This is a genomic window from Oceaniglobus roseus (genome assembly GCF_002869745.1).
Lineage (GTDB): Bacteria > Pseudomonadota > Alphaproteobacteria > Rhodobacterales > Rhodobacteraceae > Oceaniglobus > Oceaniglobus roseus.
In genome coordinates this window covers 1-19752 of sequence record NZ_PNOS01000005.1, presented here as the reverse complement: position 1 = coordinate 19752, position 19752 = coordinate 1, and the positions used below count along the sequence as shown (strand labels likewise).

The window sequence follows — 19752 nt, the reverse complement described above, 5'->3', positions numbered from 1 at the left end:
CACCGCGCGGGGCCGGTCCCGACTGCAAGGAGCCATCATGGCAGAGACGATGAAATTCGACCTGGTCAGCCCCGAGCGGCGGCTCGCCTCGCTCGACGTGACCGAGGTGCAGATCCCGGGCGCCGAGGGCGACATGACCGCGATGCCCCAGCACGCGCCGACCATCACCACCCTGCGCCCTGGCATCCTGAAGGCGACCGGGCCGGAGGGAACGACCGAGTACATGGTGACCGGCGGCTTCGCCGAGATCGGCGCCGAAGGCGTGACCGTCCTGGCCGAGCGCGCGCTCGCCCGCGGCGACGTCACCCAGGCGCACATCGACGACTGGGTGAAGGAGGCGGCCGAGGCCCATGCCAAGGCCCGCGAGTTCCACAACGAACCCGGCCCCGTGGACGATGCGGCCAAGCTGCTGAACGACATGGTCGCGGCGGGCACACACATCGGGCTCGACCCCAAGGTGCCGAACCTCTGACCGCACCCATCGACCGATCACTCCGAAGGCCCCGGCAGTCCGGGGCCTTTTTCGTCTCCCGTGCATCTTTGCTTTCCAAATATCCCGGGGAGCGCGAGGGGCAGCGCCCCTCGCTCCCGCCCTCGCCGCCGGCGCAGGCCGCAACTCATCGCGAGACGCTCCAGCCCCCGCCGCGGACCGGGACGCCGGAGCCTCCGGCGGGGAGATCCGGAAAGCAGCGATCGGCGGGTCAGCTAAGCTGGTCCACCGGGATGATCGGGAAGAAGCGGCCCTCGGACCAGACGCCGAACCAGTCCTTGCCCTCGTGCGGGGCGGCCTCGCCGATATCGACCAGGCGGTAGAAGCTCTTGCGGTCGATCAGCGCCTCCATGCCGCCGCGCACCATGACGTAGGGCGAGGGTTCGCCGGTCCCGGGGTCGCGCAGAACGCGAATCGGATGCTCGGGACCCGCCGTCACCCTGTCGCCGACCTGTGTGGTGAAGGTGACGGACTGCGCCGCGCCCTCGCCTTCGGCCGTGAAGTCCACGGCGACGAAAGGGGCGTCGTCCACGGTGATGCCGACCTTCTCGACCGGGGTGACGAGGAAGAAGCTGTCGCCCTCCTTCTTCAGGATCGAGGAGAAGAGCTTCACCAGGGGTTTGCGGCCGATCGGGGTGCCGAGGTAGAACCAGGTGCCGTCGCGGGCGATCCGGATGTCGAGGTCGCCGCAGAAGGGCGGATCCCAGAGGTGCACCGGCGGCAATCCGCCCTTCGAGGCGGCACGGGCGCTCTTGGCGAGGCTGTCGGCGTCGGGTTTCACGATCATTTGTGCCTTGTTTGCTTTTGCCATTTGTCCGCGACAGGATAGGTCTGTCTAATACGACATGTAGCCCCCATCGGAGAACTGTCATGGCCGAAGCCGACACGCTGATCGCTGAGATCGAAACCCTGGGCGAAAAGCTGGCGGAGGCCAAGAACAGCATCACCAACCGCTTCATCGGCCAGGAAACCGTGGTCGACCTCGTGCTCTCGGCGCTGCTTTGCGGCGGTCACGGGCTGCTGATCGGCCTGCCGGGACTCGGCAAGACGCGGCTGGTCGACACGCTGTCCACGGTCATGGGGCTCGACGGGGCGCGGGTGCAGTTCACGCCGGACCTGATGCCGGCCGACATCCTCGGCTCCGAGGTGCTGGAGACGGCGCAGGACGGCAGCCGGGCCTTCCGCTTCATCGAGGGGCCGATCTTCTGCCAGCTGCTGCTGGCCGACGAGATCAACCGCGCGAGCCCCCGCACCCAGTCCGCGCTTCTCCAGGCGATGCAGGAAAAGGCGGTAACGGTGGCGGGCCAGTCCCATGGCCTCGGCGTGCCGTTCCACGTCCTCGCCACCCAGAATCCGATCGAGCAGGAGGGCACCTATCCGCTGCCCGAGGCGCAGCTCGACCGCTTCCTCGTGCAGATCGACGTGCCCTATCCCGACCGCGACACCGAGCGCGACATCCTGATCGCGACAACCGGCGTGGCCGAGGCGGAGTCGGTCAACGTGTTCAGCGCGCAGGAGCTTCTGGACGCGCAGCGGCTGCTGCGCCGGATGCCGGTGGGCGACAAGGTGGTCGAGCTGATCCTCGACCTCGTGCGCGCCTGCCGTCCCGAGGATCCCACGGCGCCCGAGATCGTGCGCTCTTCCGTCGGCTGGGGCCCCGGCCCGCGCGCCGCGCAGGCGCTGATGCTGACGGTCCGGGCGCGCGCGCTGCTCGACGGGCGTCTCGCGCCCTCGCCCGACGACGTCGCGGCCATGGCGGCACCGGTGCTGACCCACCGCATGGCGCTGACCTTCGCCGCCCGCGCAAGGGGCGAGAGCCTGCCGCACCTGATCCGCTCAGTCGTCTCCGGGGTCACCCGGATCGAGGCGGCTGCGTGAGCGATCCCGCCCTTCTCCGCGCCGATGCCGAGGGACTGGCCGCACCGCTGCCGCCGCTGATGGCGGATGCGCAGCACCTGGCGCAGTCCGTCCTGCTGGGCGCCCACGGGCGCAGGCGCGCGGGGATGGGCGACGAGTTCTGGCAGTACCGCCCCTCGATCCCCGGCGACGAGGCGCGCAGCATCGACTGGCGCCGCTCGGGCCGGTCCGATGCGCATTTCGTGCAGGAGAAGGAGTGGCAGGCGGCGCAATCGGTCCTGCTCTGGGTCGACGCGGCGCGGTCCATGGACTTCGCCTCGGACAAGGCTCTGCCGACCAAGGCGTCGCGCGCGCGGACCCTTGCCATGGCGCTCGCGATCCTGCTGATCCGCGGGGGCGAGCGGGTGGGGCTTTCGGGCTTCGGCCTGCCGCCGCGTTCGGGGCAGGTGCAGCTTCTGCGGCTGGCGGCGGCGATGTCCGACATCGGCGAGGCGCCGGATTACGGCGTGCCCGAGGCGCGGGGGATGCTGCCGCGGTCGCGCGCGCTGTTCGTGTCCGACTTCATGGGCGATCCCGAGCCCGTCTCGGCGGCGCTGACAAAGGCGGCGGACCGGGGCGTGAAGGGGGCGATCCTGCACATCCTCGACCCGCAGGAAGAGGCGTTTCCCTTCGACGGGCGCACGGTGTTCGAATCCATCGGCGGCTCGGTCCGCCACGAGACGTTGAAGGCCGGTGACCTGCGCGGCCGGTATCTCGAGCGTCTGGCGGCGCGCAAGGCGCTGCTGGCCGATCTCTGCCGCACCACCGGCTGGCAGTACCACTGCCACCATACGGGGGCGAGCGCGAGCGCCGCGCTGCTCTGGCTCTACGGCGCACTGGAGCACGCTCACTGATGTTCACGCTTTTCGGCATAGGTTTCACGGCGCCCTGGCTTCTGCTGGGGCTGGTGGCGTTGCCGATCCTCTGGGTGCTGCTGCGCGCCGTGCCGCCCGCGCCGATCCGCCGCCGCTTTCCGGGCGTGGCGCTGCTGCTGGGCCTCACCGACGAGGAACAGCAGAGCGACCGGACGCCGTGGTGGCTGCTGCTGCTGCGCACCCTCGCGGTGGCGGCAGTGATCCTGGGCTTCGCCGGGCCGGTGCTGAACCCCGACGACCGGGTGCCGGGGACGGGGCCGATGCTGGTTCTCGTCGACGGCACCTGGGCCGACGCGCGGGACTGGCCGCGGCGCACCGACCGCATCGCCGGCGCGCTGGAGGAAGCGGCGCGCGACGGGCGGACGGCGGCGGTGGTGTCCCTGACCGACCTGCCGACCGCGGGCGAGCTGCCGTTCCAGGCCGCCGACGCCTGGGCGGCGCGGCTGCCCTCGCTGGCGCCGAAGGCATGGTCGCCGGACCCCGGGGCCGTGCAGGCCTGGGCCGAAAGCCTGACCGGCAGATTCGAGACGCTGTGGCTGTCCGACGGGCTGGCCGCCGACTGGCGCGCGCCGGTGCTGGCGGCGCTGGAATCCCGTGGGCCGGTGCGCGTGTTCGAAAGCCCGCGCCCGGTGATCGGCCTGAAGCCCGCGCGGTTCGAGGACGGGGCGATCGCGCTCTCGGCCGTCCGCGCCGTGGGCGGGCAGCCGCAGGAGGTCGACGTGCTGGGCTTTGGCCTCGACCCCGCGGGGGTGGAGCGGGAGCTGGCACGCGGCACGATGAGCTTCGAGGGCGGCGCGAACGAGGCGGAGCTTTCGCTCTCGCTGCCGCCAGAGCTCAGGAACCGGATCACCCGCTTCCAGGTCGACGGCTGGCGCTCGGCCGGGGCGGTCAGCCTCACGGACGACGGGCTGAAGCGGCGCGAGGTGGCGCTGATCTCGGGGCGCGACGACCGCGAGGCGCTGCAACTGCTGTCGCCGACTCACTACCTCGAACAGGCGCTGGCGCCGACGGCCGACCTGATCGACGGCTCGCTCGACGACGTGCTTCTGGCCAATCCCGACGTGATCGTGCTGGCGGACGTCGCGACCGTGACCGAGACCGAGCAGGAGGCGATCACCGACTGGGTCGACAAGGGCGGCCTGCTGCTGCGCTTCGCCGGGCCGCGGCTGGCGGCCAGCGACATCTCGCGCGATGCCGAGGATCCACTGATGCCCGTGCGCCTCCGCGCCGGCGGCCGTAGCGTGGGCGGCGCGATGAGCTGGGGAGAGCCGAAGACGCTGCGCGCCTTCTCGGAAGGCTCGCCCTTCTTCGGCCTGTCCGTGCCCGACGACGTGACGGTGAACGCGCAGGTGATGGCCCAGCCCGACCCGACCCTGGCCGAGCGGTCCATCGCCTCGCTCGAGGACGGCACGCCGCTGGTGACGCGCAAGCGGGTGGGGCAGGGGCAGATCGTGCTGTTCCACGTCACCGCCAACGCCGAGTGGTCGACGCTGCCGCTCTCGGGCCTGTTCGTGCAGATGCTGGAGCGGCTTGCCGTCTCGACCCGCCCCGCGCGCCCCACGGCCGATGACCTGGCGGGCACGACCTGGGCTCCCGACACGGTGCTGAACGCCTTCGGCCAGATCGAGGACGCGGGCACGCTGCCCGGCATCAGCGGCGAGGATCTGGCGGCGGCGACGCCTTCGCCGACCACGCCGCCGGGGCTTTATGCCGGTGACGACCGGCGCATCGCGCTGAACGTGATCGGCGCCGACACCGAACTGCAGCCGACGCTCTGGCCCGACCGGATCCCGGTCGAGGGGCTGGCGCTGGCGCGGGAGACGGCGTTGAAGGGGCTGCTTCTGACCCTCGCGCTCGGGCTGCTGGCGCTGGACGTGATCGCCTCGCTCTGGCTTGCCGGGCGGCTGTCGGGGCCGCGGGGCAGCGTGGCGGCGGTGCTGGCGCTGATGCTCCTGTCGCTGCCGCAGCCCTCGGGTGCGCAGCCGAAGCCCGAGGACGAGTTCGCGATCAAGGCGACCTCCGAGGTGGTGCTGGCCCATGTCATCACCGGCGATCAACGGGTGGACGACATCGCGCAGGCGGGCCTCCGCGGCCTCTCCGAGACGCTGTTCGCCCGCACCTCGATCGAACCGGCCGAGCCGATCGCGGTGAACCTCGAAACCGACGAGCTGTCGTTCTTCCCCTTCCTCTACTGGCCCGTGACCCCCGACCAGCCGCAGCCGAGCCAGGAGGCCTATGCCCGGCTCAACACCTACCTGCGCACGGGCGGGATGATCCTGTTCGACACGCGCGACGCCGACGTGGCGGGCTTCGGCGGCGGTTCTCCCAACGGGCGGAAGCTGCAGCAGCTGGCCCTGCCGCTGGACGTTCCGCCGCTTGAACCGCTTCCCGCCGACCACGTGCTGACCCGCACCTTCTATCTGCTCCAGGACTTCCCCGGCCGCTTCGCCAGCCGCGACGTCTGGGTCGAGGCGGCACCGGCCGACGCCGAGCAGGTCGAGGGGATGCCGTTCCGCAACCTCAACGACAACGTGACCCCGGTGGTGATCGGCGGCAACGACTGGGCGGCGGCCTGGGCGGTGGACGAGGGCGGCAACCGGATGTTCCCCGTCGGCCGCGGCTATGCCGGAGAGCGGCAGCGCGAGATCGCGCTGCGCTTCGGGGTGAACCTGATCATGCACGTGCTGACCGGCAACTACAAATCCGACCAGGTGCATGTGCCCGCCCTGCTCGACCGTCTCGGGCAGTAGGTGAAACCGCGCCGTTGAACAGTCACGGCAGGAAAGCATACGAGGTGTCGTCATCGACAGCGTGATCTTCGACCCGCTGGTGTCGCTCGGCCTGCTGGCCGGGCTTGGCGCCCTGGCCCTGGCCTTCGTTGCGCTGTCGCTCTGGCGCGGGCTTTCCGGTTGGTGGTTGCGCGCACTGGCCGCCGTGGTGCTGCTGGCGGCGCTGTCCAACCCGTCGTTCCAGCAGGAGGACCGCACGCCGCTGAGCGACATCGTGGTGCTGGTGGTGGACGAGAGTTCGAGCCAGAAGATCTCCGACCGCGCCGCGCAGGTGGCCGAGACGGTGGACCGGGTGCAGGCCGAGATCGACGGCATGGAGAACACCGAGCTGCGCGTCGTGCGCTTCGGCGACGGCGACGGCGACCGCGGCACGCTGCTGATGAGCGCGCTGTCCGAGGCCATGGCGGAGGAGCCCCGGGCGCGTCTCGCCGGGGCGATCCTGCTGACCGACGGGCGGCTCCACGATGTCGAGCAGGCGCCGGACCTGCCCGCGCCGCTCCACGTCCTGCTGACCGGCCGCGAGACGGACTGGGACCGGCGGCTGCTGGTCACCAACGCGCCCGCCTTCGCCATCATCGACGAGCCGGTGCAGCTGACGCTGAGGATCGAGGACCAGGGCGCCGTCCCCGCGGGGACGGGGGGGCTGGCGCAGCTGATGATCTCGGTCGACGGGGCCGAGCCGCAGCGCTTCGACGTGCCGGTGGGGCAGGACCTGGAGCTGCCGGTGACGCTGAGCCATGGCGGCATGAACGTGATCCAGTTCACCACCCCCGAGGCCGGGGGCGAGCTGACGGACCGCAACAACGCCGCCGTGGTGCAGATCAACGGCGTGCGCGACCGGCTGCGGGTGCTGCTGGTCTCCGGAGAGCCGCATCCGGGCGAGCGGACCTGGCGTAACCTGCTGAAATCCGACAGCTCCGTCGATCTCGTCCACTTCACCATCCTGCGCCCGCCGGAAAAGCAGGACGGGGTGCCCGTGACCGAGCTGTCGCTGATCGCCTTCCCGACACGGGAGCTGTTCCTCGACAAGATCGACGAGTTCGACCTGATCGTCTTCGACCGCTACAAGCGGCGTGGCATCCTGCCAGCGCTCTACCTCGACAACATCCGCCAGTATGTCGAACGCGGCGGCGCGGTGCTGGTGGCGGCGGGGCCGGATTTCGCCGGGGCGGCGTCGATCTTCCGCTCGCCGCTGGGCGACATCATGCCAGGTGCGCCGACGGCGCGGGTGTTCGAGGAGGGATTCAAGCCGAAGCTGTCGGACCTCGGGCGCAAGCATCCGGTGACGGAAGGCCTGGACGCGCAGTATCCCGAGGGCGAGGACGGGTTGCCGGGCTGGGGGCGCTGGCTGCGCCAGATCGAGCTGACCCCGGTCGCGGGCCAGACGGTGATGACGGGGATCGACGACAGCCCGCTGCTGATCCTGAACCGCGTCGGCGAGGGGCGGGTGGCGCTGCTCGGGTCCGACCATGCCTGGCTCTGGTCGCGGGGGTACGAGGGCGGCGGCCCGCAGCTGGAGCTTCTGCGGCGGCTCGCCCATTGGATGATGAAGGAGCCGGAGCTGGACGAGGAGGCGCTGGTCGCCACGGCCGAGGGCCAGCGCATGACGATCCTGCGTCGGACGCTTGGCGACAGCGCGGGGGATGTCGAGGTGACGGGGCCGGACGGCGCGGTAACGCTGGTGCCGCTCGAGGAGGCCGCGCCGGGCCGGTTCGTGGCCGAGTACGATGCGCCCGAGATCGGGCTCTATCGCCTGAAGGAGGGCGACCAGAACGCGGTGATCGCCCTTGGACCCTCGGCGCCGAAGGAGTTCGAGCAGACGGTGGCGAGCGGCGCCGCGCTGGAACCCGCGGTGGATGCGACACGGGGCGGAATCGTTTCGGTCGAGGAGGGCGTTCCGGCCATTCGCCAGGTGCGCGAGGGGCGGCCGGCCGCCGGGCGCGGCTGGATCGGCATCACGCCGCGGCAGGCCTACCTGACGGCGGACGTGACGGTGACGCCGCTGATCTCGGCCTGGCTATTCCTGCTGCTTGCCGCGCTGCTGACCGTCGCGGCCTGGCTGCGCGAGGGGCGGCGCTAGACGCCTTCGCGCGGGGCCTACCCGGCGGGGACTGCGAAGACGGTGACGAACAGCAGCACCGCCGCGAGGGCCGCGACGGCCAGCCGCGCGCCCGGTCGCCGGGCGATGCGGAGCGCTACGAGGCACTGGAGGAAATAGTAGGCTGCGAAGGCCCGCGACGCGATGGCGAGGATCTGCAGCGTGCCCGCCGACCAGATCAGCGCCAGCGCGCCCAGGGCCACCAGCAGCGTGCCCCAGCGGGGGGTGATGCGGCCCGCGCTCAGATCCTCGATGTTGCCGGTGGCGGCGTGGGTGTCGGCCACGGCGGCCGAGAACTGGCTCAGCGCGGCGGCAAGGACCAGCGGCACCGACAGGAGGCTCGCGGCGGTGCGCACCAGGTCGATCAGGCTGTTGTCGCCGTAGGTGCCGTCCAGCGTGTGGACCACCGGCAGGGCCAGGGTCACGAAGGCCAGGTAGACGGCGCTGGCCACGACCTGGGACCAGAGCGAGGCCCGCTGCCGGACGGCGCTGTCGAAGACATGGCCGAGGTAGCGCGGCGTCTCGAACCCCTGCACGACGATCAGGGTGCCCGCGACGATGGTCAGGATCTCCCAGGCCCCGTGCGGCTCCGGCCGAGCCAGCACGATGCCGCTGTCCGAGCCCATGGCGGCGATGTCGTACCGCGCGAAGCCCAAGAGCAGCAGAAGGATGATCGCCAGCGTGACGACCAGCGCCCAGGTCTCCAGCGCGTCGAGGGCCTGGAGCCCCTTCGTCATGCCGATGGCCGCGATGGCGACGATCACGCCGCTGGCCAGGAGGTCCGGCCAGGGCCCGCGGTCGGCGCCAAGCCCGCCCAGCACGAAGGAGGCGAGGATGTGGAGGTAGAGGCAGACCGAGATGACATAGGCGACGACCAGCGCCAGGTCCGAGGCGCGGTCGAGCAGGAGCGTGGCGCGGGGCGGATCCTTCTCCAGCACGGGCTCGGCCCGGGCGATGTTGAACCGGATCACGCTGCCCACGGCGAAGGCCATCGCGCAGACCCCCGCCATGGCCAGCGGCGACCACGGGCCGGTGGCGGCGGCGAGAACCGGCACGATCACCAGAAAGCCGCTGCCGAAGATCGACGACAGCGGCGAGGCGGTGGCGCGGGCGAGCGTCTTCAGCATGGGGACCTGCGGGCCGATTGCACGTCGGAGCGCTTCTGCGGGGAGTCCCGCAGGATCCACGAACCGGACGGGGCCGATGTTGCGGCAGTCTGGCCGGGGGTTCAAGGCGCGTCCCGCGGAGCCGGGGCGGGCGGCCTGAAGATCCTGGCCGGGTCGCGGAGGGTTCCGAGGCAGCCGGGCGGCAGGCGATATGTCGGCTGCGCAACCTTGGCGTGAAGCGGCGGAGTGCTTCGGATATCCCCTTACGCAGGGGCAATCTTGGGCTAGGATCTTGGCGCAGGGTGTTCTCCTGAACGGGAGCGGCCCGGGCTTGCCGGGGCAACATGCCGTGCGATGTCTGTGCAAGGGAGAGCGACATGATACCGACGCCGGCCAACCTGATGGCAATGAACGGGCGCAGGCTCGACTTCGACGATCACCTGAATTCGGGGGCGCAGATGGACGGCGTCACGAACAAGTCGGTGACCTGTCGCCTGGTCCGTCACACCGAGCGGCTGAACCTGCGGCCCGCCCACGGGGGCGCAGGGGCGGATCACGGGATCTGGGTTCCCTATTCGACGAACCGGACGGTGATGGCGCATCTGACCGGCGGGCACAGCTGGATGGCCTCGGGCCCGTTCAGCGGCTGCATCCTGTCGGTCGGTTTCGACCGCACGGCGGGACGGGCCTATCTGGCGCATATCGCGCAGGACAACCGTACGAACGCCCTGGGGGAAGATCCCTTCGACACGTGGAAGGGGCACATGAACCGGGGCAATCTGGAGGTCTGGTACCAGAACAAGATTCCGCTGGCATCGCAGGAATTCTACACCGGAACCCATGTGTTCGTCGGGATCCAGGACATGGCTCTTGCCTATATCGTCAAGGTCGATGTCCGCAGCTCGATGGGCGGCGCGAGCGGTCCGATCTTCAACGTGAAGGTCATCCGCGAGGCGACGTGAAGCGCATCCGGTCGCGAGCCTTCCGGCCGGGGTGAGGCGTCAGTATCTTGCCTCGAAGGCCGACTGGAGGATCAGGATCGCGGCGCCCCATGAGGCGAGGACGCGGAAGCCGATGGCGATCCAGGGCTTCTCCCACTGGTCGAGGGCCAGCGTGACGAGCCCGGCGGCGATGGCGACGCCGAGGTTGGCGCCGAAGAGGATGCCGGCATAGACCGCGATGTCGAGGCTGCCGAGGGGGTGGCCGTCGAGCGCGCCTGCCAGCACGGCGAGGCCGGTGGCGAAGGCCAGGGCCTTGACCATCGCAGGCAGGCGGCCGGGAGCGAGGGCCGCGGCGAGCGTGGTGAGGAGGCCGACGAGATGCGGCGCCCAACCGAGCGCGGGCAGGGTCGCGGCGGACAGGAGGAGGCCCGCGACCTGGCCGAGGATCAGGAAGGGCCAGATCCGGACCATGCCGTCGCGGGGCCCGGTTTCGCGCGGTCTCCAAAGGCCGGCGAGGATGCCCATGGCGAGCATCGCGATCAGGGTCGGCGGCCAGGCCAGCACCACGGCGGTGCCTTCGACGAAGGCCTCCCACGCGCCGGCGCCCGACTTGAAGGCATGGGCCAGGGCCGGGGCCGGGACAAGCAGGAGCGCCCCGGCGAGAAGCCCGACGCGCATCGGCTCAGGCAAGGCCGAACAGGAAGGCGCCGCCGACGAGCGCGATGGCCGCGCCGGCGCCTCTGACCGCAATCCGCCCCGCGCTGCTGCCGGTCAGGGCGCCGAGGCCGATCCCGAGCATGTGGAGCAGGCCGGTGGCGATGACGAAGCCGATGCCGAAGGCCAACGGATTGGCGGCGTCGGGCAGTTCCGTGCCGTGGGCGTGGCCGTGGAAGATGGCGAAGACGCCGACGATCACCGCCGCCACGGCCAGGGGGGCCATCACCGCGAAGGCGACGAGCAGGCCGAGGATCACGCCCGAAAGCGCGATGCCGGTCTCGATCGCCGGGACGGGGACGCCGAGGACGCCGAGCGCGCCGCCGAAGGCCATGACCAGCGGGAAGACGACGGGCAGGATCCAGATCGCGGGCTGGCCGAGGAAGGCGCCCCAGAGGCCGACGGCGACCATGGCGACGACGTGGTCCCAGCCGAAGATCGGGTGCAGGAAGCCCGAGGAGAAGCCGCCGACGACGCCCTCGCCGGTGTGGGCCTGGACCTGTGTCGCCACGAGAACGGCGAGGGTGGCGAGGAGGATGCCTTTTGCGCGGGCTGCGGTCATGTCGGGTGTCCTGTTGGCGATGTGTCGGGGGATCATGCCGCAGGAACCGGGCGGGGTCTACGGCCCTGTCGCCGGTTGCGGGGTGTCCGTCAGGGCTCGGGCGTTCCCGGGCCTTCCTCCATCAGCACCTCGCGGGGGCGGGACAGGAACTCGCGCGACCAGAGCAGCCAGAGGGTGAGCGCGGTGGCGAGGATCAGCGCGGCGGGGCCGAGCAGCCAGGCGAGGGCGGCAAGGGCGAAGTACATGGAGCGCAGGCCACGGTTGAAGTTCCAGGCGGCGCGCACGTTCAGCTCGCCCGCCTGCGCGGCGCGGGGATAGGCAAGGGGATGGTCGGGGGCGTTCGGCACCGCCGCCATGACCACGGCGCAATAGCCGAACAGGCGGTTCGACCAGACGAATTTCAGGAAGGCGTTGGTGAGGATCAGCGCGACAAGGCCGAGCTTCAGCTCCCAGATCGCCAGCGGCACCTCGCTTGCGGTGAGGTCGGCGGCGACGCCGGCCAGCCGCTCGGCATTGCCGATCAGCGCGAGGACGCCGCCGATGGCGATGACGCAGGTCGATGCGAAGAACGACGTGCCTTGGCGGAGCGAGCCGAGGATGGTGGCGTCGAAGATCCGCGGCTCGCGCGTCACCATCTCGACCATCCAGTCGCGGCGGTACTGGGCCATCAGCACCGTGACGGAGGGGCGGGCGGCGGCGGGGCGCTCGATCCACCAGCCGATGGCGGCGGAGGCGGCAAGCAGCAGCAGGACCGCCGCGGCGTCGAGCGGCGAAAGCAGCGCGAGTCGGTCGAGCAGATCCATGGGTTTTGTTGTAGGATGGGGGAGGCACGCTTGCCAGATGGCAAAATTGGTTATATTTCCTTACCAATACCGAGAGGGAGAGACGCGATGGACATGCCCGTTCCCGACGCCGCGATCCTGGGCCGCAAGGCCGAGATCGTGAAGCGGCTGCAGCAGGTGCTGCCCGCCGACGCCGTGATCCATGAGCCGCACGAGACCCGCGCCTATGAGTGCGACGCGCTGACTGCCTATCGCTGTGCGCCGCTCTGCGCCGTTCTGCCCTCGACGACCGAGGAGGTCTCGGCGGTGCTGAAGGTTTGCCACGAGGAAGGCGTGCCGGTGGTGCCCCGCGGTTCGGGCACGTCGCTGGCGGGGGGCGCGCTGCCCACGGCGGACTGCGTGATCCTGGGGGTCGCGCGGATGAACGGCGTGATCGAGACGAACTACGCCGACCGCTACATCCGCGTGCAGTCGGGGCGGACGAACCTTTCGGTGACCGGCGCGGTGGAGGAGGACGGGTTCTTCTATGCCCCCGACCCGTCGTCGCAGCTGGCCTGCGCGATCGCCGGGAACATCGGCATGAACTCGGGCGGGGCGCATTGCCTGAAGTACGGCGTGACGACGAACAACCTCCTGGGCGTGACCATGGTGCTGATGGACGGCAAGGTTGTCGAGATCGGCGGCGCGCACCTGGACGCGGGCGGGCTGGACCTGCTGGGGGTGATCTGCGGCTCGGAAGGGCAGCTTGGGATCGTGACCGAGGCGACGCTGAGGATCCTGAGGAAGCCCGAGGGGGCGCGGCCGGTGCTGATCGGGTTCGACAGCAACGAGGTGGCGGGGGCCTGCGTGTCCGACATCATCAAGGCGGGCGTGCTGCCGGTGGCCATCGAGTTCATGGACCGCCCCTGCATCCGCGCGACCGAGGCCTTCGCCCATGCGGGATACCCGGACTGCGAGGCGCTGCTGATCGTCGAGGTCGAGGGGTCCGAGGAAGAGATCGCCGAGCAGCTTTCGGTCATCACCGGCATCGCGAAGACCCACAACCCGGTGGAACTGCGCGAGAGCCAGTCGGCCGAGCAGTCGGCGGCGATCTGGCTGGGGCGGAAGTCGGCCTTCGGGGCGATGGGGCAGATCAACGACTACATGTGCCTGGACGGCACCATTCCCGTATCGTCGCTGCCCCATGTGCTGAAGCGGATCGGGGAGATGTCGAAGGAGTACGGGCTGGACGTGGGCAACGTGTTCCACGCCGGGGACGGCAACATGCACCCGCTGATCCTGTTCGACGCCAACAAGGAGGGCGACCTGGAGAAGTGCGAGGCCTTCGGGGCGGACATCCTGCGGCTGTGCGTCGAGGTCGGCGGCTGCCTGACCGGCGAGCATGGCGTCGGGATCGAGAAGCGCGACCTGATGGTGGACCAGTACAACGGGGTCGACCTGGAGGCGCAGCTGAGGGTGAAGGACGTGTTTGACCCTCAGTGGCTGCTGAACCCGGCGAAGGTGTTTCCGCTGGCATCGTCCGAGTCGCGCCGGGGTGCCTCGTCCCGGCGTGCCGCGTGAGGCGGGCGTCGGGGAATTGAGTATTTTTGCAAAGAAGAAGCAGGGGGTTCGGGGAAGGGGACTTTGCGGGTCTCCTTCTGCGGGCCGGTGGACCGTCCGGCGGGGCCGCGCGGACGGGGAAGGAGGACCGGCATGTTGAAGCCGAAGGACGAGGCGGAACTGTCGGAGATCGTGAAAGGGGCCGAGGGGCCGCTCTGGATCGAGGGCGGCGGCACCCGGGGGCCCGGGCCCGCGACGAACGGGGTCAGGCTGTCGACGGCGGGGCTGTCGGGCATCACGCTCTACGAACCCGGCGCGCTGACGCTGGTGGCGAAGGCGGGAACGCCCCTGGCCGAGGTCGAGGCGGCGCTGGCGGAGGAGAACCAGCGGCTGGCCTTCGAGCCAATGGATCACCGCGGGCTGCTGGGCACCAGCGGAGAGCCGACCATCGGCGGGGTTGTGGCGGCGAACGTTTCGGGGCCGCGGCGGATCCAGGTCGGCGCGGCGCGGGATGCGCTGATCGGCGTGCGCTTCGTGGACGGGCGCGGCGATGTCGTGAAGAACGGCGGACGGGTGATGAAGAACGTCACCGGCTATGACCTGGTGAAGCTGATGGCCGGGTCTTTCGGCACGCTGGGCGTGTTGACGGAGGTGTCGTTCAAGGTGCTGCCGAAGACCCCCGCGTCGGCCACGCTGGCCTTCGGCGGGCTTTCGGTGGAGCGGGCGGTTTCGCTGCTGTCGGCGGCGCTCGGCTCGCCCTTCGAGGTGACGGGGGCGGCGCATCTGCCGGGGGAGGCGCGGACGCTGGTCCGGATCGAGGGGTTCGAGGCTTCGGTGGACTACCGCGTCGGGCGGCTGTCGGAGGTTCTGGCCGGGTTCGGCGCGCCGCAGGTCGAGCGCGACCCGGAAGCGGTGGCGGAGGTCTGGCGCGGGGTGCGCGATGCGTCGATGTTCGCCGGGAACGGGCAGGACGTCTGGCGGATCTCGGTCAAGCCGTCGGACGCGCCCGCCGTGGTGGCGGCGCTGGGCGGTGCCGAGGTGCTGATGGACTGGGGCGGCGGGCTGGTCTGGGCCGGGGTGGCGCCGGGCACGGACCTGCGGGCGATGCTGCCAAGCGTGAAGGGCCATGCGACTCTGGTGCGCGGGGCGGCCGAGACCCACGGGGCGCTCGGGACCTTCCACCCCGAACCGGCGCCGCTGGCGGCGATCAGCGCGGGTTTGCGGGCCAAGTTCGATCCGCGCGGCGTGCTGAACCCGGGGCGGATGGGATAGGCCATGGCGTGCGAGGGGCTCTCCGGCAGCGAGGCGCAGCTCTGCCAGGCGGTGGAGGCCGCGAGCCGGGCCGCCGCGGCGGCCGAGAAGCTGGCGGCGGGGCAGGGGGCGGCGGACCGGTTCGTGGCGGTGACCGAGGCGCTGTCGGCTCTCCTGATCCCGGCGGCGGTGCTGTTTTTGATCGTCAGGCTCTGGCCCGTGCTGCAGGGGATCTTCGAGACGCGGAAGTTCACGGTGAAGATGGGGCCGTTCGAATTGTCGGCGCAGGAGGCGACGGATCAGCTCAGGGCGCAGATCGACGATCTGCAGAGCAAGGTGGCGGCGCTTTCGGAGGCGAAACCCTCGCTTGCGGACTGGTCCGACGACCTGCTCCGTCCGTTCGGCGCCCCGCCGGCGCGGGAGGGAGAGGCGCCGCGCAAGGAGGGCGATCCCTTCGCGCCGGATGCGCCCGGCGGCCTGTTCCCCGAGCCGCCCGCCCAGTCCCCCGCCCCGTCCCCCGCGCCGCCGCCCCCAGCGAGCGCCACGCGGCCGCCGCAGCGGATCCTCTGGGTCGATGACGAGCCTTCGGGCAATGCCGCGCTGATCGCCGCCTTCCAGGCCGAGGGGCTGGAGGTCGAGCTGGTCAGGACCACGCGGGAGGCCATCGCCCAGCTCTGGGCCGAGCCCGACCGGTTTGCCGTGGTCATCACCGACCAGGGGCGGCTGGAGGAGCTTGGCACCTATGTGCCCGATGCCGGCACGCGGCTTCTGAAGCAGATGCAGGGGGCCGACATCCGCGTGCCGACCGTCGTCTATACCTCGGCCCGGGGGGTGCGGCAGGGAGGTGCCGCGCTGGAGGCCGGGGCCGGCCTTGTCACCGATTCGCCCACGGATGTCCGGGGCTTCGTTTTCCGTCACACAGGACTTCGCCATGCGCACTGAATTCACGCCCGAGCAACTGAAGGATCCCGCCACCGCGCGGTCGAACGAGATCCTGAGGGCCTGCGTCCACTGCGGCTTCTGCACGGCGACCTGCCCGACCTACCAGGTGCTAGGGGACGAGCTCGATTCGCCGCGGGGGCGGATCTATCTCATCAAGGAGATGCTGGAGAGCGGGCGGGATGCCGACGCCAAGACGGTGAAGCACATTGACCGGTGCCTGTCCTGCCTCGCCTGCATGACGACCTGTCCCTCGGGGGTGCATTACATGCATCTGGTCGATCACGCCCGCGCGCATATCGAGAAGACGTACAAGCGGCCCCTGTTCGAGCGGGTGCTGCGCTGGACGCTGTCGCGGGTGCTGCCCTATCCGGGGCGGTTCCGGCTGGCGCTGCTCGGGGCGAAGATCGGGCGGCCGTTCGCGTTCCTGGTGCCGGACCAGCGGCTGAAGGCGATGCTGGAGATGGCGCCGAAGACGGTGCCGCCGGTCAGCCGCAACGACGATCCGCAGGTGTTCCCGGCCGAAGGCGCGCGGAAGATGCGGGTCGCGCTGATGACCGGCTGCGCGCAGCGGGCGCTGAACACCGACATCAACGACTCGACCATCCGCCTGCTGACCCGCCTCGGGGCCGAGGTGGTGGTGGCGAAGGGCATGGGCTGCTGCGGCGCGCTGGTGCACCACATGGGGCGCGAGGACGAGAGCCACGCGGCGGCGGCGAGGAACATCCGCGCCTGGCTGGCTGAGGATGCGAAGGCACCGCTCGACGCGATCGTGATCAACACGAGCGGTTGCGGGACGACCGTGAAGGACTATGGCCACATGTTCCGCACCGACACGCTGGCGGAGGAGGCGGCGAAGGTGTCGGCCCTGGCGAAGGACGTGAGCGAGGTGCTGATGGAGCTGCTGCCGAAGACGCCGCACGAGACGCCGCACAACATGGCGAAGGAGCTGGTGGCGGGCACGGATGCGGAGGGCATTCCGGCGCCGGTGCATGGCGGGATGCGGGTGGCCTATCACGCGGCCTGTTCGCTCCAGCACGGGCAGAAGATCAAGACCTATCCGAAGGACCTGCTGAAGCGGGCGGGGTTCGAGGTGGTGGAGCCGAAGGACAGCCACCTCTGCTGCGGCTCGGCGGGGACGTACAACCTGATGCAGCCGGAGATTTCGAAGCAGCTGAAGGCGCGCAAGGTGGCGACGCTGGCGGCGGTGAAGCCGCAGGTGATCGCGGCGGGCAACATCGGCTGCATGATGCAGATCGGGCAGTCCGTCGGCGTGCCCATCGTGCACACCGTCGAACTTCTGGACTGGGCGACGGGGGGACCGAAGCCCGCGGCGATGAAGGAGGTTGCGACGGCGGTCTAGGCGTCGGGCTGGCGGGCCGCCAGCGCCTCGATCTCGGCGCGCACGTCCGGGTGGAGGTCGGGCAGCAGCCCCTCGGCGGTGGCGGCGAGGATGGCGTGGCGGGCGCGGACATAGTGGCGCTCGGCGTTCTTCTTGATGAAGGGCATCCCCATATGGCGCAGCGCCACCAGCGGGACGGAGCCGATGAAGTTCTTCGACTCCGCCGCCGCTTGCAGGATCGCCAGCGTCTCCTCCCGCCAGCCGGGGACGACGGGGGGCCTTGCCAGTTGGGTCTGCCGCCGCTCTTCCAACGCCGGGATCATGCAGACGGCGAAGCGGAGGGCGGCGTGCAGGTCGGCATCGGGGAGGCCGTGCAGCACCGCGTCGAATCGTTCGCGCGGGAAGACGCCTTCGACGGGCAGGCCGCTGGCCATCATGGTGTCCGACAGCGCCCGTTCGCCCCGGCGCAGCACGATCTCCTTGTTCGAGGAGAGACGGTAGTCCTTCCAGAAGCCGGTGAAGGCGGGATGGGCCAGCGCCCTGTCCTTGAACATCAGGAAGTACGACCCCAGCATCGGCGGCCCCCCGCGCCGCCCGTTCGGCTGGCCGAAGCGTCCGAAGACCTGCGCGCCAAGCACCTGCGCGGGGCTGGCCTCCATCCGCTCGATGATGTCGGAGGAGCCGTGGACGGGAAACCAGGTGCTGTCGTTCATCAGCAGCAGGCGCGAGGGGGCGATGCTCTCGGCGGCGAGGTGGCGCAGACCCTCGTGGTAGCCGCCGAAGTCGTAGCCGAAGTTCGGGCGCTCGATCACGCGCCATGTGGCGGCGGTCAGCCGCGCGCGGTCGACCCCGCTCAGGGGCGTGTTGCAGACGGCGAGGGTGGCGTAGCCCTGTTCCGACAGGTGGCGGCAGGTCAGCATCAGCGACGGCGGCAGGCCCTTCGGCTGGTACACCACAAGGATCGCCACCCTGCCGGTCCGCGGCTGCGCCCCCGGCGTCACCCGCGTCTCCGCCGCGCGTCGCCGTTCGTACCGGGCGCGCTGCACCGGGCCGGTCACGATCTCGGTCGCGCCGAGGATCTGCCGGCCCAGCCGGTCGAGCTCGCGGCGGATCTTCCAGAGGGGGGGCGGACTGGCCATGGTCGGGGGGCGCCTCTATGTTCAGGGCCTCCGGGGCGGGCCGGAGCGTTTCCCCGCGTGCTATACGCGCGCGGCCCGCGCGGCAACGGGAGGCAGGACATGGCGAAGCGGTCTCGGGGGCTTTCGGTCTATCTGGCGCTGGCGGCGGTCTCGGCGCCGCTGTGGCGGCTCGCCATGGCGCGGCGGGTGCGCCGCGGCAAGGAGGATCCGGCGCGCCTGCCCGAGAAGTTCGGGCGCGGCATGGCGCCGCGTCGCCCCGGCCGGGTTCTGTGGTTCCACGCCCTGAGCGTGGGCGAGAGCCTTGCCTTGCTGCCGCTCTTGGCCCGCGCGGCGGAGGACAGCGGCGCGCAGGTGCTGCTGACGACCTCGACCCGCACCTCGGCCGAGGCGCTGGGGCGGGTCGGGCTGCCGGCCGGTGTCGTGCACCAGATGCTGCCGGTGGACGCCGCGGGGCCGGTGCGCCGCTTCCTCGACCACTGGCGCCCGGACGTGGCGGTGGTGAGCGAGCTGGACCTCTGGCCCTGCCTGCTTTCCGCCACGGCGGCGCGGGGCATCCCGCTGGCGCTGATCAACAGCCGCATGTCGGCGCACAACTTCGCCAAGCGTCAGCGCTCTCCGGGGCTGTTCGGCGCGCTTCTGGGTCTGTTCGAGGTGGTGCTGGTGCAGAACGAGACGAGCGCCGAGCGGTTCGCGGCGCTTGGCGTGCCGCGCGCGCGGATCGAGGTGCTGGGCCCGCTGAAGGCCGCCGGCGCGCCGCTCCCCTGCGACGGGGAGGAACTGGCGCGGCTGGAAGCGGCATCGGAGGGGCGGTTCCGCTGGCTCGCCGCCTCGTCCGAGCGGCGGGAGGCGGGGTTCCTGGCCGAGGCGCAGCGGATGCTGAAGGCCGAGGGCGGCGCGCCGCTGCTGATCCTCGCGCCGAGGAACGTGACCGACGGCGACGGGGCCGAGGCGGCGGCGCGGGCGCGCAAGCTGAAGGTCGCGCGACGCAGCCGGGGCGAGGCGATCACCGAGGTGACGGACATCTACCTGGCCGATACCATCGGCGAGATGGGGCTGTTCTACCGCCTCGCCCATGTCGTGTTCATGGGCCACTCCCTGTCCGTTCCCGGTCCCGCGCAGCGCGGCAAGAACCCGTTCGAGGCGGTGGTGCTGGACCGCCCGGTGCTGCACGGGCCAGAGGTGGAGGATTTCGCCGAGACCTACGCCGCGCTGGGCGACGCGGGGGGCGCGCGATGCTGCGCCGACGCCGCCGGACTGGCCGCGGCGCTGGCGGCGCTCGGCGATCCGGG

17 protein-coding genes are annotated in these 19752 nt (G+C 71.0%); 11 read left to right on the top strand and 6 right to left on the bottom strand.

Annotation, left to right across the window (positions count from 1 at the left end; genetic code table 11):
* The first annotated feature begins 37 nt into the window (after nucleotides 1-37).
* Nucleotides 38-472 (top strand): F0F1 ATP synthase subunit epsilon, encoded by a 435-nt coding sequence (locus A7B20_RS03965; RefSeq protein ID WP_102107265.1) that lies wholly within the window; start codon nucleotides 38-40, stop codon nucleotides 470-472.
* A 229-nt stretch (nucleotides 473-701) separates the two neighbouring features.
* On the opposite strand, the gene A7B20_RS03960 is transcribed toward A7B20_RS03965, so the two are convergent.
* Complete coding sequence (locus tag A7B20_RS03960) at nucleotides 702-1277, bottom strand: DUF1285 domain-containing protein (RefSeq protein ID WP_245866533.1); 576 nt, start codon at nucleotides 1275-1277, stop codon at nucleotides 702-704.
* 83 nt (nucleotides 1278-1360) lie between these two features.
* Between A7B20_RS03960 and A7B20_RS03955 the strand changes: the two genes are divergently transcribed.
* The 4 genes from A7B20_RS03955 to A7B20_RS03940 are packed head-to-tail and all read left to right on the top strand — an operon-like array spanning nucleotide 1361 to nucleotide 8130.
* Nucleotides 1361-2368 (top strand): AAA family ATPase, encoded by a 1008-nt coding sequence (locus tag A7B20_RS03955; RefSeq protein WP_102107263.1) that lies wholly within the window; start codon nucleotides 1361-1363, stop codon nucleotides 2366-2368.
* Nucleotides 2365-3240: a DUF58 domain-containing protein gene (locus A7B20_RS03950; protein WP_102107262.1), complete on the top strand. Its 876-nt coding sequence runs from the start codon at nucleotides 2365-2367 to the stop codon at nucleotides 3238-3240. Before A7B20_RS03955 ends, A7B20_RS03950 begins: the two co-directional genes overlap by 4 nt.
* On the top strand, nucleotides 3240-6011 hold the full coding sequence (locus A7B20_RS03945) for a DUF4159 domain-containing protein (protein ID WP_102107261.1): 2772 nt from the start codon (nucleotides 3240-3242) through the stop codon (nucleotides 6009-6011). The genes A7B20_RS03950 and A7B20_RS03945 overlap by 1 nt, the downstream gene beginning before the upstream one ends.
* A 52-nt stretch (nucleotides 6012-6063) precedes the next feature.
* Nucleotides 6064-8130: a hypothetical protein gene (locus A7B20_RS03940; RefSeq protein WP_102107260.1), complete on the top strand. Its 2067-nt coding sequence runs from the start codon at nucleotides 6064-6066 to the stop codon at nucleotides 8128-8130.
* Between the two features lie 17 nt (nucleotides 8131-8147).
* Here A7B20_RS03940 and A7B20_RS03935 read toward each other — a convergent pair whose 3' ends face one another.
* Entirely contained in the window at nucleotides 8148-9275 is a 1128-nt protein-coding gene (locus A7B20_RS03935; RefSeq protein WP_102107259.1) for a hypothetical protein, read from the bottom strand.
* A gap of 356 nt (nucleotides 9276-9631) precedes the next feature.
* Between A7B20_RS03935 and A7B20_RS03930 the strand changes: the two genes are divergently transcribed.
* Complete coding sequence (locus tag A7B20_RS03930) at nucleotides 9632-10216, top strand: hypothetical protein (RefSeq protein ID WP_102107258.1); 585 nt, start codon at nucleotides 9632-9634, stop codon at nucleotides 10214-10216.
* A gap of 39 nt (nucleotides 10217-10255) precedes the next feature.
* Here the strand turns inward: A7B20_RS03930 and A7B20_RS03925 are convergent, their stop codons facing one another.
* From A7B20_RS03925 to A7B20_RS03915, 3 genes are all read right to left on the bottom strand, one after another.
* Entirely contained in the window at nucleotides 10256-10873 is a 618-nt protein-coding gene (locus A7B20_RS03925) for a hypothetical protein (RefSeq protein WP_102107257.1), read from the bottom strand.
* A gap of 4 nt (nucleotides 10874-10877) precedes the next feature.
* Nucleotides 10878-11471: a HupE/UreJ family protein gene (locus A7B20_RS03920; protein WP_102107256.1), complete on the bottom strand. Its 594-nt coding sequence runs from the start codon at nucleotides 11469-11471 to the stop codon at nucleotides 10878-10880.
* Nucleotides 11472-11560: 89 nt separating this feature from the next.
* Nucleotides 11561-12274 carry a DUF599 domain-containing protein gene (locus A7B20_RS03915; RefSeq protein ID WP_102107255.1) on the bottom strand — a complete coding sequence of 238 codons (714 nt, stop codon included), beginning with the start codon at nucleotides 12272-12274 and terminating at the stop codon, nucleotides 11561-11563.
* Nucleotides 12275-12361: 87 nt separating this feature from the next.
* On the opposite strand from A7B20_RS03915, the gene A7B20_RS03910 reads away from it, so the two are divergent.
* From A7B20_RS03910 to glcF, 4 genes are all read left to right on the top strand, one after another.
* A complete protein-coding gene (locus tag A7B20_RS03910) occupies nucleotides 12362-13813 on the top strand; it encodes an FAD-linked oxidase C-terminal domain-containing protein (RefSeq protein WP_102107254.1) in 1452 nt (483 codons plus the stop codon).
* A 132-nt stretch (nucleotides 13814-13945) separates the two neighbouring features.
* Complete coding sequence (locus A7B20_RS03905) at nucleotides 13946-15064, top strand: FAD-binding protein (RefSeq protein WP_102107253.1); 1119 nt, start codon at nucleotides 13946-13948, stop codon at nucleotides 15062-15064.
* A gap of 3 nt (nucleotides 15065-15067) precedes the next feature.
* Nucleotides 15068-15985, top strand: a complete 918-nt coding sequence (locus tag A7B20_RS03900; protein WP_102107252.1) for a response regulator — start codon at nucleotides 15068-15070, stop codon at nucleotides 15983-15985.
* Nucleotides 15975-17345 carry a glycolate oxidase subunit GlcF gene (gene glcF / locus A7B20_RS03895; RefSeq protein ID WP_102107251.1) on the top strand — a complete coding sequence of 457 codons (1371 nt, stop codon included), beginning with the start codon at nucleotides 15975-15977 and terminating at the stop codon, nucleotides 17343-17345. Before A7B20_RS03900 ends, glcF begins: the two co-directional genes overlap by 11 nt.
* On the opposite strand, the gene A7B20_RS03890 is transcribed toward glcF, so the two are convergent.
* Nucleotides 17342-18463 (bottom strand): rhamnan synthesis F family protein, encoded by a 1122-nt coding sequence (locus A7B20_RS03890; protein ID WP_102107250.1) that lies wholly within the window; start codon nucleotides 18461-18463, stop codon nucleotides 17342-17344. The genes glcF and A7B20_RS03890 overlap by 4 nt on opposite strands.
* Nucleotides 18464-18562: 99 nt before the next feature.
* Here A7B20_RS03890 and A7B20_RS03885 point away from each other — a divergent pair.
* On the top strand, nucleotides 18563-19752 hold a 1190-nt coding region (locus A7B20_RS03885), incomplete at its 3' end, for a 3-deoxy-D-manno-octulosonic acid transferase (RefSeq protein ID WP_102107249.1).